12 protein-coding genes are annotated in these 13911 nt (G+C 72.8%); 5 read left to right on the top strand and 7 right to left on the bottom strand.

The window, feature by feature from the left end:
* Window positions 1-50: 50 nt before the first annotated feature.
* The 3 genes from cyc2 to ACIRPP_RS12070 all read right to left on the bottom strand — a co-directional run bounded on the left by cyc2 (window position 51) and on the right by ACIRPP_RS12070 (window position 4278).
* Window positions 51-2297, bottom strand: coding sequence for a germacradienol/geosmin synthase Cyc2 (gene cyc2, locus ACIRPP_RS12060; protein WP_403640639.1), 2247 nt, complete (start codon window positions 2295-2297; stop codon window positions 51-53).
* Between the two features lie 105 nt (window positions 2298-2402).
* Window positions 2403-3584, bottom strand: a complete 1182-nt coding sequence (locus tag ACIRPP_RS12065) for a damage-control phosphatase ARMT1 family protein (protein ID WP_403640642.1) — start codon at window positions 3582-3584, stop codon at window positions 2403-2405.
* A 46-nt stretch (window positions 3585-3630) separates the two neighbouring features.
* Entirely contained in the window at window positions 3631-4278 is a 648-nt protein-coding gene (locus tag ACIRPP_RS12070; protein ID WP_164333814.1) for a ScbR family autoregulator-binding transcription factor, read from the bottom strand.
* Between the two features lie 765 nt (window positions 4279-5043).
* Between ACIRPP_RS12070 and ACIRPP_RS12075 the strand changes: the two genes are divergently transcribed.
* From ACIRPP_RS12075 to ACIRPP_RS12095, 5 genes are all read left to right on the top strand, one after another.
* Entirely contained in the window at window positions 5044-6054 is a 1011-nt protein-coding gene (locus ACIRPP_RS12075) for a substrate-binding domain-containing protein (RefSeq protein ID WP_403640646.1), read from the top strand.
* A 124-nt stretch (window positions 6055-6178) separates the two neighbouring features.
* Window positions 6179-8659, top strand: a complete 2481-nt coding sequence (locus ACIRPP_RS12080) for a nitrate- and nitrite sensing domain-containing protein (protein ID WP_403640649.1) — start codon at window positions 6179-6181, stop codon at window positions 8657-8659.
* A 39-nt stretch (window positions 8660-8698) separates the two neighbouring features.
* Window positions 8699-9130 carry a roadblock/LC7 domain-containing protein gene (locus ACIRPP_RS12085; protein ID WP_403640653.1) on the top strand — a complete coding sequence of 144 codons (432 nt, stop codon included), beginning with the start codon at window positions 8699-8701 and terminating at the stop codon, window positions 9128-9130.
* 1 nt (window position 9131) lies between these two features.
* Window positions 9132-9491 (top strand): DUF742 domain-containing protein, encoded by a 360-nt coding sequence (locus tag ACIRPP_RS12090; RefSeq protein ID WP_403640656.1) that lies wholly within the window; start codon window positions 9132-9134, stop codon window positions 9489-9491.
* Window positions 9478-10074: an ATP/GTP-binding protein gene (locus tag ACIRPP_RS12095; protein WP_164348457.1), complete on the top strand. Its 597-nt coding sequence runs from the start codon at window positions 9478-9480 to the stop codon at window positions 10072-10074. Before ACIRPP_RS12090 ends, ACIRPP_RS12095 begins: the two co-directional genes overlap by 14 nt.
* Before the next feature lie 43 nt (window positions 10075-10117).
* On the opposite strand, the gene ACIRPP_RS12100 is transcribed toward ACIRPP_RS12095, so the two are convergent.
* The 4 genes from ACIRPP_RS12100 to ACIRPP_RS12115 form a co-directional block, all read right to left on the bottom strand.
* Entirely contained in the window at window positions 10118-11074 is a 957-nt protein-coding gene (locus tag ACIRPP_RS12100) for an ABC transporter substrate-binding protein (RefSeq protein ID WP_403640659.1), read from the bottom strand.
* 121 nt (window positions 11075-11195) lie between these two features.
* Window positions 11196-11861: an ABC transporter permease gene (locus tag ACIRPP_RS12105; RefSeq protein WP_403640662.1), complete on the bottom strand. Its 666-nt coding sequence runs from the start codon at window positions 11859-11861 to the stop codon at window positions 11196-11198.
* Complete coding sequence (locus ACIRPP_RS12110; RefSeq protein WP_403640665.1) at window positions 11858-12565, bottom strand: ABC transporter permease; 708 nt, start codon at window positions 12563-12565, stop codon at window positions 11858-11860. The genes ACIRPP_RS12105 and ACIRPP_RS12110 overlap by 4 nt, the downstream gene beginning before the upstream one ends.
* Window positions 12562-13719, bottom strand: coding sequence for an ABC transporter ATP-binding protein (locus ACIRPP_RS12115; RefSeq protein ID WP_403640668.1), 1158 nt, complete (start codon window positions 13717-13719; stop codon window positions 12562-12564). Before ACIRPP_RS12115 ends, ACIRPP_RS12110 begins: the two co-directional genes overlap by 4 nt.
* Between the last annotated feature and the right edge of the window lie 192 nt (window positions 13720-13911).

The raw sequence follows: 13911 nt of genomic DNA on the forward strand, positions 1-13911 counted from the left end.
CCGGCGGGCGGCGGGCCGACGAGCCACGAACGAGTGAGACTGAGGGGCGGTCAGGAGTGGGAAGGGACCCGGCCGAAGGGGGTGCTGCGCAGGGCGGTCCCGCCCTGGAGCGGGAGGGGCAGTGCGGGCCGGCGGTCGGGGAGGAAGCCGTGGGCGCGCCGGGACAGCCACGCGTCCTTGTACCGGTCGACGCTGCGGTGCCAGTGCAGGATGCCCGCCATCCAGTTGCGCAGGTCCTCCACGTAGTCCCGCATGATGTCGCGGACCTCCTGGGACAGCTGGAAGTCCTCGTGGACGACTGGCAGTTCGTGCTCCACCACGTGCTCGAACTGGGTCAGGCGGCGGCTCATCAGGTCGTGCACGATCCGCAGGCCGGTCGGGTAGTCGCAGCCGAAGAAGGTCTGCACGACGAGGATCGCGTTGTGGATCTCGCCCTCGTACTCGATCTCCTTCTGGTACGAGAAGACGTCGTTGAGCAGGCAGGCGAAGTCGACGGCCGCGTTCTCCAGGGAGCGGACGGGGCCGCTGCGGTAGACCTCGGGCGGGACGGCCGGGCCGTGGCCGGTGCGGCACAGGCTCAGGGTGAGGTCCGAGCCGAAGGTCCGGCGACGCATCTCCAGGTAGTCCACCGGGTCGGGCACCCGGTGGTGGATCTGGTTGGCCAGCTCCCACAGCCAGCTCTCCGTCATGACGTCGACCGCGTTCTTCAGCGGGCCCCGCTGCTCGGGGGTCATGGCGGCCGTGGTGCGCGCCCACAGGTCGATGAGGGAGCGTTCCATCGCGTTGGCGGGGGCCGGCACCGGTTCGCCGTCGATCGGCATGCAGTCCGACAGCCGGGCGGTGGTCACCCGGGCGGTGGCGAGGTCGCGCCGGTGGCCGTAGACCAGGGGGTAGTAGTCGTCGCCGTAGGTGCCGAAGGCGAGCCACTGGGCGCTGAGGTCGAGCGCCCCGGGGGTGGCGTCCGGGTCGATGCCGGCGGAGCACAGGGCGAGGTCGTAGGCGTCCAGTTTGTCGTCGTCCCAGACACCCTCGGAGAGGATGCCCATGCGCCGGCACCAGTCGGCGAGGTGGGCGCGGGAGGCGTCGAGGTGGGGGCTCAGCTGCAGCGGGAACGGCATGCGGATGTCGGGGATGACGGCGGGGCCGACCTTCCGGTACGGCACGTGGGTGTGGGCGCGCAGCCGCTCGGCGCCCGCCGCGGTGAGCAGCGCCCGCACGTCGGCGGCGGAGGTGCCGGGGCCGGTGGGTCCTGCGGGTCCTGCGGGTCCTGCGGGTCCTGCGAGGGCGCCCCACGGGGTGGTGGCGCGGGCGCCCTCGTTCATGTAGCGGCTGGAGCGCAGGTGCCATTCGTGGCCGCCGGACTGCCAGTCCTGGAGCCCCTTCGCGTACGCGGCGACGGCCGCGACCTCGTGCGGGGCGAGGCCCTTCTCCAGGGCGACGGCGGGCACTTCGGTGAACGCGGTGTGCTCGAACTGGTGGAGCCGTGAGGTGAGGACGTCGTTGACGATGTCGGCTGCCTCCTGGGTGGTGCAGCCGAAGAAGGTCTCCACGACGAGGACACCGTTGCTGTTCTCGCCCTCGTCCTCGACCTCGCGCTGGTAGGAGAACAGGTCGTTGCGCAGGTGGACGGCGTCGGAGAAGGTCTCCATGAGCACCCGCAGCGGGCGGGACGCGGCGACGGCGGCGGGCACTTCGGCGGTGGCGTACTCGACGAGTCCCGCGGACCAGGGCGCGCCGCCCACCTTGCGGCGCATCTCGATGTACTCGACGGGGTTGGCGATCCGTCCCTCGTTGATGTTGGACAGTTCCCACAGGGACTCGTTGAGCAGGTGCTCGGTGGCGACGGCGAACCGGCGGCGCCAGTCGGCGGACATGGCGGGCACGGTGCGCGCCCAAAGGTCGGCGAGGCCCGCCTCGACCGGGTTCTCCGGCACGGGGACGGGGGTCGCGGGGCCGGCGGGCATGAAGAGGGGCAGCCGGTCGAGGTGGGCCTTGCCGGCGGAGCGGTCCTGGGTGCGCTTGTACTTCTCCAGGAAGTGGTCGTCGAAGAAGAAGACCCACACGTACCAGTCGGTGATGAGGGACAGGGCGGGGCCGTCGCAGTCGGGATGGGTGTAGGCACAGAGCAGGCCGTAGTCGTGTGCGTCGAGATCGGCCTGCTCCCAGACTCCCGACCCTTCCAGCATGCCCATCTCGCGTGCCCACGCCGTCGAGTGGGCCCGGGCCTCGTCGACGTGCGGGTTGAGCCGCGCGGGATGCGGCAGGTAGAAGTGCGGGAGGTCGAACGGCTGCGTCATGGCCGGGCACTACCCGGGGCGCAGGGGCGGCATCCACCGGCCCGGACATGATCACACCATCGCGTGAACCGGTGGTGATACGGGAGTTCGGGGCGGTTCTGTGCCCTACTCCCGTACCTGGATGAGGGCGTGGGTGCCGCTGACCCGCCAACGCTGGTCCTCGGCGGCGACCAGGGCGGCCTCGGTGTCCGGCGCCAGGCCGGTGATCACGTCGGACTTCAGCGTGCGCAGGGCGGCCACCGGCCCGGGGAAGTGGGCGGTGACGTCGGCGAACGGCGTGGTGGGCGGCCACCGCCGGTCGCCCACCAGCCGCCGGTAGTTGAGGTCGCCCTTGACCACGGTGAGGTCGGCTGCGGCGAGGTCGGCACGAAGGTCGCCGGGCATGTCCTCGTACGGCAGGGGCGAGCAGAAGAAGGCGTGTGCGCCGATCCGGAGGCGGCCGTCGGCGAGGGCGTGCCACAGCAGGTGCCCGTACTCCGCCGCCGCTCCCCCGGCGTCGCGCAGCCGGCGGACGGCGTCGACGACGTCGGCCGTGGTCGCGTCGGAGACGTAGTACGGGTACGGCTTGACGTGCAGCACGGCCCGGGCGATGCGGTCGTGCGCCAGGAGGTGGGCGAGGAGCAGCAGGTCGGGGACGAGTTCGCGGCCGGCGTTGTCGGCGATCAGGGCGAGCGTGGCCCCGCCGGCGCGGTCGTCGAGGAGCTGCCGCAGGCGCTCGCTGTCGTCGGCCACCAGACCGGGCGCGGCGGCGGTCTCCTCGGCGCCCCCGGCGGACAGCCGGAAGCCGAGGTCGGCCCGGTTGCCCCACAGCGAGCCGTGCAGCAGGGCCTGCTCGCGTTCGGCGGCGGGCCGGGTGGCGAGGTCGTCGAGGGCGGCCAGTTCCTCCGCCGTCGCGGGTGAGTCGAGCTCGGCCAGCTTGGACGGCCGGAAGGGGTCGATGCCCTGCCAGGGGCCGGGGCCGAAGTAGCCGACGGCGTCCAGTAGTTGCCGGTAGAACCAGCTCTCGGACCACAGCCACGGCACGTCGAACCAGGACTGCCCCGCGTACTGCGCCATGCCCCAGGCGAGCCAGTCGTCCCGGTCGTGCGCCTCGGCGGGGAGGGGTTCGATCACGCCCTCGGTGCACCGGTCCAGCAGGGCGTCGAGGGCGCGGTGCTGTCCGGGCTCGTAGGGGAAGGACTCGCGCACCTGCCGGATGATCGCCGGGTGCCGTTCGGCGAGCACGCTGTGGGGGAACGAGCCGGGCTCGTTGCCGAGGATCACGTCGGCGGCGGGGGTGTGGGGCATGCGGCTCACCGTAACGTGCGGGGCGGGTGGGACGCGGCGGCCCGCCTCACACCGGGGCGATCTCCCTCTCCAGGCGGGCGGCCAGGCTGAGGTAGCGCGCCCGCCGGGTCACCGGCACCAGCCCGCGGATGAGGATCTGCCACATCTCGGCGGTGCGGCGGGGCTGCCGGGCGACGGGTTCGCGGGAACGGCCCACCACACGGGTGCCGATGAAGAAGCAGACCAGGGAGTGGGCGACGACGTCGATGTCGACGTCGGGGTGGACGTCGGCCTCCTTGACCGCGCCGAGCAGCCGGGCCGTGACGATGTCGAGCCACTCGGTGAAGGGGTGGCTGAGCGGCGGGCGCGGCCGGGTGCCGCCGGTGGCGAGCCGGAGTCCGGCGCGCAGGACGGGGTCCTCGGCGGACAGCCGGGCTATGGAGAAGGTGAGGCGCATCAGCGCCTCCAGCGAGGTGTGCCCCCGCGTCTCGGTCTCCCGGGCCAGCCTGCGGCAGGTGCGGGACTGCAGTTCCAGGATCGCGTGGGCGAGGTCCTCCTTCGCCGCGAAGTGGAAGTAGAGGGCGCCCTTGGTGACATGGGCGTGCTCGACGATGTCGCTGAGACTGGTCGATTCATAGCCCTGCCGGTCGAACAGTTCGGCGGCGGCCGTGATGATCGTCGCACGGGTCTGCTCGGCGCGTACCTGCCTCGCCATCGACTGAACTCCTGAGCCGGAAAAAGGAACGGGTCATGCCGTTTGTTTTTTACCCGGTGTACACGATAACTCACCGTCCGGCGGCGGGAGTCCAGACGGTGCGGTCCGAGCTGGTGCAGATCCGGCACCGCATGCGCGAGGAGAGAGAGGAAACAGCACGTCCGGTATGGACTTGGGCGGATCCGGCGACCGAACGTGAACGGCGGGCCGGCCGGGGCCCCATCCGCACCCGGCCGGCCCGCCGGACCGGTGGCGGCCGCCGCCCGGCCCCCGTCGCGCGGGGCACCGGGAACCGCTCGGGGGTTACCCGCCGGTTCGGCCGCGCTCGAACGATAGGCAGCCCGGCGGCCGGGGGGATACAGGGGAAACCCTCGTTCCGCCCCGCACCCACCCTCGGTGCGACCGCTCGGACGCACCGGCCATCACGGTCACGCGCGGGACACGGCCTACGGGGCGCGCGGCGCGGGGACCCCGGCGGGCACCCCCAGCGGCAGCCCACGGGCGGCCCACGAGCCTCCGCCCGCCGGACCGTACCGTCCGTGCGGTTCCGCTCCGCGCGGCCCGGGAGCCGCTCCCACCTCGGGTGTCACGGTTCATCACAATGCGGCAGCGGCACCTCACTTCCCGTGGCCGGTCACTTGACGACCCATGGCGGGACAGGGTTGGCTCCGGGCCAGCGAGAGTCACCCGGCCGGCGCATCGCTGCTGCTCCGACGGCGCTCTCCCCCTGCTCTTGCTCTGCCGCACAGCGAGGTCCGCGCCCTCATGAACTCTCCTTCCCGGTCCCGCCGCATCCCGGGACGCCCCACCCGCCTCGCCGCTCTCGCCGTCGCCGTCGTGCTGCTGGCGGCGGGCTGCTCGGCGTTCGGCGGGGACGACGGCTCCGGGGGTTCCGACGGGGCGGGCGGTGCCGGGGGCATGAAGGTGGCGCTGATCGCCCACGGCGGCGAGGGCGACGCCTTCTGGGACCTGGTGCGCAAGGGCGCCGAGGCGGCCGCGGCCAAGGACGGCATCGACCTGACGTTCGCGAGCGACGCCGACCAGGCCGGCCAGGCCCGGCTGATGCGGGACGCGATCAGGGACGGCGTCGACGGCATCGCGGTGACGCTCGCCAAGCCGCAGGCCATGAAGGGGCCGGTGGGTGAGGCCCGGGCCGCCGGGATCCCCGTCGTCGGGCTCAACTCCGGTATCGACGCCTGGAAGCCGGCCGGGCTGCTGGAGTACTTCGGGCAGGACGAGAGCGTGGCCGGCCGGGCCGTCGGCGAGAAGCTGAACGGCCTCAAGGCGCGGCACACCCTGTGCGTCGTCCACGAACGCGGCAACGTCGCCCTGGAGGCGCGGTGCGCCGGCGTGCGCAAGACGTTCGCCGGGAAGACCGACAACCTCTATGTGGACGGCACCGACATGCGCGCCGTCGCGGGCATCGTCACCGCCCGGCTGCGGCAGGACCCGTCCATCGACGAGGTCGTGACCCTGGGGGCCCAGTACGCCCTCACCGCGGTCGACGCCGTCCGGGAGGCGGACAGCAAGGCCGGGGTCGCCACCTTCGACCTCGACAAGGACCTGGTGGACGCGGTACGCGACGGCACCGTCCGGTTCGCCGTGGACCAGCAGCCCTACCTCCAGGGCTATCTCGCCGTGGACGCGCTGTGGCTGTACCGGACGAACGGCAACATCAGCGGCGGCGGGGTGGCCCCGGTCCTCACCGGTCCCGCGTTCGTCACGAAGTCCAATGTCGCCTCGGTCGCGAAGTTCGCGGCCGAGGGCACCCGTTGACGCGGGATGCCCCGGGAGCGTGTCGAAACTTTTCGGTCCCTCACGGGACGCACGCTCACATGTGCGGATAGCATCCTGCGCACCGCCTCCGCTCCCCCTCTCATCCGACCGCTCTAGGACGACGATGTCTCCACGGACAGGTGCCCGGCGCCGACTCGGCTCCATACGTATCTCGCTGGTCCTCCTGGCGCTGGTGCCGAGCGTCACCCTCGCGGCGATGTGGGGCGTGACAACGACACAGATGTTCTCGGAGGGGCTGCGGCTGCGGGCCCAGACGGAGCTGAGCCGGTCGACGGGGGCGATGGGCACCGAGGCCGCGCTCGCCCTGCAACGGGAGCGCAGCCTGACCGCCGCGTGGCTCGCCGCGCCCCGGGACTCCCGCAGCGCCCTGGACGCCCAGCGGGAGCGGACGGACCGGGCGGTGGCCGGACTCACCGGCCAGGCGGACGCGATCGCCGAGGCGCCGGCGCGGGTGTCGGAGCGGATGTACTCGGTGCTCGGTTCGGTGGGCAGTCTGGAGTACTACCGCGACCAGATCGACAACCCCGGCGACATCACCGCCGAGCAGGCGCTCGACCACTACACGTCGATCATCGACGAGCAGATCCACGCCTTCCAGGAGCTGTCCCAGGTCGACGACGGCGACCTCACCTCGCAGGCCGGTCCGCTCGTCTCGCTGGAGCACGCCGCGGAACTGATGTCCCGGGGCGACGCCCGGCTCACCCTGGCCTGGCCCTCCGGCCACCTCGGCCGGGAGGCGTGGACGGACTTCGGGGAGCTGGTCGGCACGCGCCGCTGGCTGGTCGAGGACCAGATCCTGCCGTCCCTGCGGGGCACCGCCAGGACGCGGACGGAGAAGATCCTCGCGAGCCCGGAGTGGCGCACCCTGGAGCAGATCGAGGACCAGGTGCTGGCCGCGCGGCCCGCGGGCAAGGGCGACCGGGTCGTCCTGCCGGACGCGCAGCGCCGGTGGGAGACGGCCTGGGACAAGGTGTCCGCGCAGTACACCGCGATGATCCAGCAGGAGACCGACGGGCTGCTGACCCGCAGCGCCGACGAGGCCCGCGGACTGCTGCTGACGGCCGCCGCGCTGAGCGCGGGCGGGCTGGCCGCGCTGCTGGTGTGCGTGGGCATGTCCTGGCGGATCACCCGCTCGCTGTCCCGGCGGCTGCACGGCCTGCGGATGGCCACGCTCAGCCTGGCGGAGGAACGATTGCCCGACGTGGTGGCCCGGCTGGAGCGCGGCGAGAAGGTCGACGCGGAGTCCGCGACGACGCCCCTGGACTACGGCGACGACGAACTGGGCCAGGTGGCACAGGCGTTCAACACCGCGCAGCGCACGGCCGTGCACACCGCGGTCGAACTCGCCGACGCCCGGCGGGGGTTCCAGAAGATCATCCTGGGCATCGCCCGGCAGAGCCAGAATCTGGTGAACCTCCAGCTCAGCAAGCTGGACGCGCTGGAGCGTCGGCACACCGACCCGGAGGTCCTCAAGGGCCTGTACGAACTCGACTCCACCGCCAGCCAGTTGCGCCGCTACGAGGAGAACCTGGTCATCGTCAGCGGCGAGCGGCCGGGCCGTACCTGGAGCCGGCCGGTCGCTCTGATCGACATCCTGCGCAGTGCCGTCGGCGAGGTCGCCGAGTACCAGCGGGTGGAGGTGCAGACCGAGGAGGACGAGATCGCCGTCGCCCCGCCCGCGGTGGCCGACGTCATCCACCTGCTGGCCGAGCTGATCGACAACGCCACCGCCTACTCCCCGGCGCCCAGCCCGGTCGGGGTGCGGGCCGCCATGGTGGCCAAGGGGCTCGCGGTGGAGATCGAGGACCGCGGACTGGGCCTGTCGGAGGAGGACTACGCCTCCTTGAACGCCCAGCTGGCCACGCCCCCGCAGTTCGACGTGGTGGCGCTCGCCGACGACCTGCGGCTCGGCATGTTCGTGGTGTCCCAGCTCGCCCACCGGCACGGCATCGCCGTCACCCTGCGCTCCTCGCCGTACGGCGGGACGACGGCGATCGTGCTCGTCCCGCACGAGATCGTGGTCCGGGAATCCCCGGACGCCCCGGACGCCGCCCAGGACGGCCGCACCGGGCCGGCCCTCGCGGCTCCGCGGTCCCCGGGGGCCGCGGACCCGAGCGGCACGGCGGACCCGGCGGCCGCGGCGGAGGCTTCCGACGCGACGGACCACGGCGGACCCGGGGACGCGGGCCGGGCGGCCGGAGCCGCCCACGGCGGCCCGGCCCGCCGTGCGGCGCCCGCGCGCGGCACCCCGGCCGCCGGGACCGCGGACCGCCCGGGCGGGCTCGCGCCCCTCCCCCGCCGGGTGCCGCAGACCAGCCTGGCGGCCGAACTGCTCGAAGAGGCCGCCCCGGAGCCCGAGGAGTCCCCCGCCGGGGACTTCACCGCGGAACGCGCCGCCTCCTCCCTGGCCGGCTTCCAGCGCGGCACGTCCCGGGCGCGGGACGACGAGGACGGCCACGACGGCCGGACCGGCGACGGCACCGCCGGCCGGGCCGGCGCGACGCCCCCCGACGACACCGGCCCGGCGGCGCAGCACGTGCCCGCCGCCCCGCCCGAGTTCTCCACCCCTCCCGCCGATCGCTGACCGACGATCGCCGACCACCGCTCACGAAGGAACACCGCCATGACACGCCCCATCCCCGCCACGCACACCCAGCTCGACCAGCTGCTGACCGGACTCGTGGAGCGGGTCGCCGACGTCAACCAGGCCGTGGTGCTGTCCGAGGACGGGCTGGTGGTGAGCAAGTCCACCGGCTTCCTCCGGGACGACGCGGAACGCCTCGCCGCGACCGCCTCCGGCCTGATGAGCCTCAGCAAGGGCGTCAGCATGGACTTCCGGGGCGGGCCGGTGCGCCAGGCGCTCATCGAGATGGCCAACAGCTACCTGATCCTCACCGCTGCCGGCCCCGGCGCGCACCTCGTCGTGCTGACCGGCCCGGGGGCGGACGTCGGCGTGGTGGCGTACCAGATGAACATGCTGGTGAAGAAGATCGGAGAGCATCTCAGCGCGGCGCCCAGGGGCACCGCCGGGCCCGTCGTCGACCCCGGCGTGTGAGGTGGGCGGAGGCGATCCGGCGGGCCGGCTGGTACGTCCGTTCACGCTGACGGGCGGCCGGACCCGGCCCAGCCGGGCCGACTTCACGCTGATCACCACGGTCACGGCGGTGGATCCGCAGCCCGTGACGGGCACCCGCCCGCAGCCGGAGGACACGCGCATCCTGCGGATGTGCGCGGAGCCGGTCGCGGTGGCGGAGCTCGCCGCCCGGCTGGACCTGCCGGTGAGCGTGGTGGTGATCCTGCTGTGCGACCTGCTGGAGGCGGGCCGGATCACCGCGCGGCCCCCGCACCCGGTCACCCGCACCACCCCGGACCTGGACCTGCTGCAGAAAGTGAGGGACGGACTTGGCCGCCTCTGACGCCACCGCCGAGGCACCGCACCCACGCCGGGCACCCGACACGGTCAAGATCCTGATCGCCGGGGGCTTCGGCGTGGGCAAGACCACCATGGTCGGCTCGGTCAGCGAGATCGTGCCGCTGCGCACCGAGGAGCCGCTGACCCTGGCCGGGCTGGACGTCGACGACCTGGACGGCATCGAGGAGAAACGTGCCACCACGGTCGCCCTCGACTTCGGCCGGATCACCGTCTCCGACGACCTCGTGCTGTACCTCTTCGGCACGCCCGGCCAGCAGCGGTTCTGGTTCATGTGGAACGACCTGGCCCTGGGGGCTCTGGGCGCGGTGGTCGTGGTGGACGTGCGCCGGCCGCGGTCCAGTTTCGCGGCGATCGACTTCTTCGAGCGCCGGAACATCCCCTTCGTCGTCGCCGTGAACGGCTTCCACGGCGAGCACCCCTACCCCGTGGACGACATCCGGGAGGCGCTGACGCTGCCGGAGGGTGTGCCGGTGCTGCTGTGCGACGCGCGGGAGCGGGAGTCGTGCCGGGACGTGCTGATCGCCCTGATCGACCGGCTGATCGCGGCCGCCGCCCCGGCCTCCTGACTCCCGCGCGGGTCCGCCTCACTCCCGCGCGGGTCCCCCTCCGTCAGTCGAGGCCCGCGGACTTCAGCCAGGCCTTGGCCACGTCCAGCGGGTCCTTCTTCTCCAGCTGCACCTGGGCGTCCAGGTCGAGCAGCGCCTCGGTGTCCAGCGCGGCGGAGACCGCGTTCAGGGCGTCGACGCCCTCCTGGGAGAGGCCCTCCTTGTTGACCAGCGGGGTCACGTTGGCGAATCCGAAGAGGTTCTCCGGGTCCTTCAGGACGACGAACTTCTCCTTGACGATGGTCGGGTCGGTGGTGAAGATGTCCGCCGCCTGCACGGTGTCGCGGGTCAGCGCCTCCTGGGTGAGCGGCCCGCCCGCGTCGAGCGCCTTGAACGACTTGAACTCCAGCCCGTAGACGTCCTTCAGGCCCTTCAGACCCTGCCGCCGGGTCTGGAACTCCGGTGAGCCGCCGATCACCAGGTCCGGTGCCGCCTCCTTGAGGTCGGCGAGGGTCGACGACGCGGTGAGTCCGTACTTCTTCGCCGTCCGCGCGTTGAGGGCGACCGAGTCCTTGTCCTCGGCGGGCGAGGACTCCAGCAGCGTCAGGCTCTTGTCCAGCTTCGCCTTGACGGCGGTGTTGACGTCCTGCGCGGACTTCTGCTCCGCCTCGGGGTCGAGGTAGGCGAGCAGCGAGCCGTTGTACTCAGGCAGGACGGTGATGGAACCGTTCTTCATCAGGCCGTAGGTGGTCTCCCGGCTGCCGATGTTGTGCTTGTAGGTCACCTTGATGCCCTTGGCCCGCAGGGCCTCGCCGTAGATGTCGGCGAGCAGGGTGCTCTCGGCGAAGTTGTTGGACCCGACGACGACCGTTCCGGCCTCGGCCTTCTCGCCCGCCAGGGGGTTGTCGGAGGTGTCGCCGGAGGAACAGCCCGCGAGCAGCGCCGCGGCGGCGGTGAGCGCGACGGCCGTCGCGCCGGTGTGCCTCGTCCTGGTCCGACTGCTGTGCGCGGTAGAAGTCATTGACCGATCCAATCCAGCCGCTTCACGGCCCGTCAAGAACGTCCTGATCACGGTTTTCCCGCCCCGGGGTCCCGGGAGGGGTGGCGGAATCCCGGCCTCCGCGGCCGGGGGTGCGTCGTCGTCAGCGGCGGCGTACTCCCGGGGAGACGGCCAGGCGTCCGGCGGCCCAGAACACGCCGAGGGTGAGCAGCGCCAGCAGGGCGACCAGGGTGGCGCCGCCGACGACCTTGGCGTAGTCGCGCTGGTAGAGCCCGTCGATGATGTACCGGCCGAAGCCGCCGAGACTGACGTAGGCGGCGATGGTGGCCGTCGACACGATCTGGATGGCGGCCGACCGCAGCCCGCTGAGGACCAGCGGGAGCGCCACCGGCAGTTCGACCTGGAAGAGGATCCGCGACTCCCGCATGCCCATGCCCCGGGCGGCGTCCACCGGGGAGGGGTCGACGGTGCGCACCGCCTCGTAGGTGGTCACCAGGATCGGCGGTACGGCGAGGACGACCAGCGGGATCATCACGGGCAGCAGGCCGAAGCCGATGAGCAGGACGACCAGCACCAGCAGCCCGAAACTGGGCAGCGCGCGGGCGGCGTTGGCGACGAAGGCGACCGCGTTCCCGCCGCGCCCGGTGTGACCGGTGAGCAGGCCGACGGGCAGGCCGATCACGGCGGCGACGCCGAGCGCGAGCAGCGTGTACTGGAGGTGCTCCAGCAGGCGCCGGGGGATGCCGTCGTAGCCGTGCCAGTGGGCGGCGTCGCTGAAGAAGGCGTCGACGAAGGTCAGGACGTTCACCGGATCGCCCCCTCGGGCTCGGGCCGGCGTCCGGCGGCCTTCGGCCGTCCTCGCGTGCCGGACCCGGAGCGGGGCATCCACGGCGTCAGCAGGAGGCGGAGCAGCACCAGCAGGGCGTCGCAGACGATCGCCAGGACGGCCATGGTGATCACGGCGTTCACCGCGAGTTCGGGCCGGTCGTACTTCTGCGCGGCGGCCAGCAGGTTGCCGAGCGCGCCCTGGTTGCCGATCAGGGCGCCGACGCTGACCAGGGAGATGCTGGAGGCGGTGGCCACCCGCAGGCCCGCGATGATGGCGGGCGCGGCGAGGGGCAACTGCACCTGGGCGTAGCGCCGTACGGGTCCGAAGCCCATGGCGGTGGCGGCGGCCAGGGTCTCCTCGGGCACCGAGCGCACCCCGTCGACGATCGCCGGGACCAGCACCACCAGGCTGTACACGGCGAGCGGGATCATCACGGTGAGTTCGGTCTGGCCGGTGTAGTCGATGAGGACCACGAAGAAGGCCAGCGAGGGGATGGCGTACAGCACGGTCGTGAAGCCCAGGACCGGCGGGTACAGCCTGCGGAAGCGCACGCACAGCTGGGCGAGCGGCAGCGCGAGCAGCAGTCCGGCGGCGACCGGCAGCAGCGCCTCCCGCACGTGGAGGCCGATCAGTCCGGCCCAGCTGTGCTGGAGGTCGCTGGGGATGTCGAAGAATCCGGTCACGGGGCGACCCCGGCCTTGTCGGCGCGGCCGTCGCCGGTGTCCTCGGCGGTGCCGGCCGCCGCGTGGGCGGCGCGGACGGCCTCGGCGATGGCCTGCTGGGAGGCGACGCCGGTCACCCGGCCGGAGGCGTCCACGGCGACGGCCCGGCCGGTGGGCGAGAGCACGGCCCGGTCGAGGGCGACGCGCAGGGAGTCGGTGCCGGGCACGAAGGGCCGCCCGTGGGGCAGCAGCCGGTCGGCGGGCAGGTCCCCGGCGAGCAGGTCCCGGCGGGCGGCCCAGCCCAGGGGGCGGCCGTCCTCGTCGGTGACCAGCAGGTGTTCGGCGCCGGGGTCCGTCCCGGCGATCCGTTCGGCGGCGGCGTGGGCGGGCACGACGGTGTCCGTGGTCAGTTCGAGTGCGCCGGAGGACAGGAAGGACAGCCGGCGGATGCCGCGGTCGGCGCCGAGGAAGTCCTCGACGAAGGCGTCGGCGGGGGCGGACAGCAGGTCGGCGGGCGGCGCGTACTGGGCGAGCCGGCCGCCCTCGCGGAGGACGGCGACCATGCTGCCCAGCTTGATGGCCTCGTCGATGTCGTGGGTGACGAAGACGATGGTCTTGCCCAGTTCGTCCTGGATCCGCAGGAGTTCGTCCTGCAGTCCCTTGCGGACCACGGGGTCGACGGCGGAGAAGGGTTCGTCCATCAGCAGGACCGGCGGGTCGGCGGCGAGCGCCCGCGCCACCCCGACGCGCTGCTGCTGGCCGCCGGAGAGCTGGTAGGGGTACCGCTTGGCCAGGGAGGGGTCCAGGCCCACCCGCTCCATGAGTTCCGCGGCGCGCTGCCGGGCGCGCTGCCGGCCCCAGCCGAGCATGCGGGGCACCGTGGCGATGTTGTCGACGATGGTGCGGTGCTGGAAGAGCCCGGCGTTCTGGATGACGTAGCCCATGGACCGGCGCAGGGTGGTGACCGGCCGGCGGCGGATGTCCTCGCCGTCGAGCAGGATCGTTCCCTCGGTGGGGTCGACCATCCGGTTGATCATGCGCAGGGTGGTCGTCTTGCCGCAGCCCGACGGCCCCACGAGGACGGTGATGGAGCGGTCGGGGACGTCCAGCGACAGCCGGTCGACCGCCACCGTGCCGTCCGGGTACCGCTTCGTGACTGAGTCGATCCGTATCAAGACGCCGAATGCCCTTCGGGGTGGCAGAACTCTGGCCAGGGGTCACACACGCTGGGTCGCCGGACGAGTCTAGACACGGCCACCGACAGCACACCGGAGCGCGCGGGTCCCGGGTCCGGGCCACGCGCGCCATGCCGCCACCTGCCCAGCCGCGCCCGTCGGAAACCCCCTGGTCCCCGTCCGTTCCCCGCC

Origin of the sequence: Streptomyces sp. NPDC101219 (genome assembly GCF_044767675.1) — a bacterium.
Classification (GTDB): domain Bacteria; phylum Actinomycetota; class Actinomycetes; order Streptomycetales; family Streptomycetaceae; genus Streptomyces.